At 62.7% G+C, this 2,548-nt stretch carries 2 protein-coding genes and 1 pseudogene; all 3 read left to right on the forward strand.

All coding sequences use genetic code 11. From position 1 onward, the window contains the following. The first annotated feature begins 15 nt into the window (after positions 1-15). Positions 16-786, forward strand: coding sequence for a Tn3 family transposase (locus D9C15_RS34680; RefSeq protein ID WP_375138837.1), 771 nt, complete (start codon positions 16-18; stop codon positions 784-786). Positions 787-915: 129 nt separating this feature from the next. Further along, positions 916-2,274 (forward strand): conjugal transfer protein TraC, encoded by a 1,359-nt coding sequence (locus tag D9C15_RS34705; RefSeq protein WP_128003682.1) that lies wholly within the window; start codon positions 916-918, stop codon positions 2,272-2,274. Next, positions 2,205-2,405, forward strand: a pseudogene (locus tag D9C15_RS32950) (hypothetical protein); the annotation flags it as partial. The gene D9C15_RS34705 and the pseudogene D9C15_RS32950, both read left to right, overlap by 70 nt. Positions 2,406-2,548: the final 143 nt, after the last annotated feature.

Genomic DNA, 2,548 nt, shown 5'->3' on the forward strand with positions numbered 1-2,548 from the left:
GCAGAAATCGCTGCGGTGTGCGAAGCCAATGTCGACGTCGCTTTGATCGAAAAGCATTGGGATAGTCTGGTGCACCTGGCAGCCTCGGTCATGAGCGGACATGCCAGTGCGGTGGCAGCTCTTGCGCGGTTCGGTTCTGCCGCCCAGGGCGATCCAATCTATGAGGCTGGCGTGCAATTGGGGCGGTTGCTGCGTACGGCGTTTTTGGCTGACTACTTTGTCAAGGACGCTTTCAGGAACGAGTTGCGCCGGGTGCTCAATCGGGGCGAGGCTGTTAACGCCCTCAAGCGCGCCATTTATACCGGCCGGATCAGCCCGGCGCAGGCCAAACGTGTCGATGAAATGCAGGCTGTGGCCGATGCGTTGAGCCTGATGGCCAACATCGTGATGGCGTGGAATCCTCAGCTTCGTCTGCGGCATGGGCGACCAAGCCCTTTTCTCGCCGCGGTCGGATCTTTCGACCCTCCTTTCGCTGCCGTCTGCGATTGCGCCGTCGGTCGCAGCTTCTCGTCGTCGGCGCCAGTGACCTGGGGTTTCCCATGTCGGTCCCGCCGTCCAGACTGCGTGCGCTTGAGACCGCCCGCCATTGCGCCACGCTCGGCGCGCGCCAGCGCACCATCGCCTACATCACCGGCCTATCGCCGACCTACATCCTCAGGTCGGTCTACTCGAAGGACCATCCGGTTCCCAAAGGAAGGCCGAGCTACAGCGAGGAGTTCTACTTTCGCGCGATCACTCGGGTCCAGGCAGCGGCCAGCCTGCTCGCGTCGCGCTATCGCACCTTGACCAGCGAAGGCTTCTTGCCCGCGGATGCCTTGATCGCATCGTTCCGCCAGCAGCGGAGAGAAGGCCGGCGGCGGCTTCTTCTCCTTCGGCAACAACGACGAGTCCCCCGCCGACCAGTTCGCGAGCTGGCTGCCCTACATCTCCTACCTCGACGACGAGCAGCTCTTCGTCAACAAGGACGGAGTGGGCTTCATGCTCGAGGTGATGCCGCAGAGCGGCGCGGACGATCGCATGGTGGACGTGCTGGTCTCGCTCTACTCGAACTGCCCACCCGAGACCGGCGTGCAGTTCCACCTCTTCGCCTCGCCCCACGTCTGCTCTCCGCTGCGCAAGTACGCGAACCTGCGCATGGAGGATGGCGACCAGATCCAGAAGGCGCAGGAGTACGGCCGCCCCGCGCGCAACGAGAACCTCTACCGCAAGCTCGCCCGCCGACGCTTTTCGCACCTCGCGCACGGCGCGCACAACTCGCTGACCCAAGGCTTCCACTACACGATTCGGGACTTCCGCCTGATGATCAGCGTGTGCGTGAAAGCCGATCCCAACAACCTCTCGGATCGAGAGCGGATCATCGGCCTTCGCGATGGCATGGCCACCACCCTGCGTTCGGCCTCGCTTCCGAACCGCGTGTGCGACGCAGCCGACCTGATCAACTGGTGTTCGCTGTTCGTCAACCCGGATCGCATCGACGCCGCCTCTTCGCCGGATCTCCACTACGACGACGGTCGCGAACTGCGCGACCAGATCGTTGACCACGACACCATCCAGGACGCGCGCTCCAACGGCCTGCACCTGTGGAAGGAGGGTGAGGGCGACGGTCTCGACGTGCGCTTCTTCTCCATCAAGTCCTTCCCCGAGCGCTTCGGGTTGTGGCAGATGGGCGCGCTCGTCGGTGACCTGATGCAGCCGGCCCTGCAGTACAGCTCGCCGTTCTTGCTGACGATGGGGGTCTACATCCTCGACCCGAACAGTACCAAGACCATCGTGACGGCCAACCACGTACGCGCCACTCAGAACGCCGGAAGCAAGATGGCCGTGGTGATGCCGGACGTCGCGAAGAAGGCACGCGACTGGACAGCGGCCGCCGACGCGATCGACACGGGCGGCGCCCTGGTCAGCATGTACCACCAGCTGGGCCTCTTCTGCCACCCGAGCAAGGTCGCTCAGACCCAGGAGACAGCCAAGGCAATCTGGCGCGCTCGAGGCTTCGAGCTCAACGCCGATGTCTACAAGCACCGCCAAGCGGCAGACCAGGGATCGAATATGAACGACGTCTCTCTGAGCTATGCGCAGCGCGCAAACATGAACCTCCTGTTGCTGCTGCGCGAGGCCGCGATGCGCGACCTCGGCGGCGCCGTCTGCAGCTTCGCCATCAGCAAGCAGGAACTCTCAGCCCTCACCAGCCGCGGGCCCGACGAGATACCTCACAGATGCAGGCGGTCCTGGATCGCTGGTCGAACCGCCGCCAGGTCATTCCACCGGAACTGATCGGGAAGATTGCGCCCACCAGGCTGGAGAGCATCAACTTGCGGGGTGTGTTTCGCTTCCCGGTTGACCGCTATGCTGACCAAATCCTGCCTTCGCGGCCAAATGCATCGATAACTGGCACCAATGGATGAAACCGACCACGGTTTGACGCCACGAATCGCAGATTTGAAAGTGAACAGGAAAGTCAATGAAATCAACGATCTACCAACACCACCTCCGCGCCAGTGCTAGCTTTTCGTACCGTCACTTATTGCACTGAAAACGAGGAGACCCC

Source organism: Piscinibacter defluvii (genome assembly GCF_004011805.1).
Classification (GTDB): domain Bacteria; phylum Pseudomonadota; class Gammaproteobacteria; order Burkholderiales; family Burkholderiaceae_C; genus Piscinibacter; species Piscinibacter defluvii.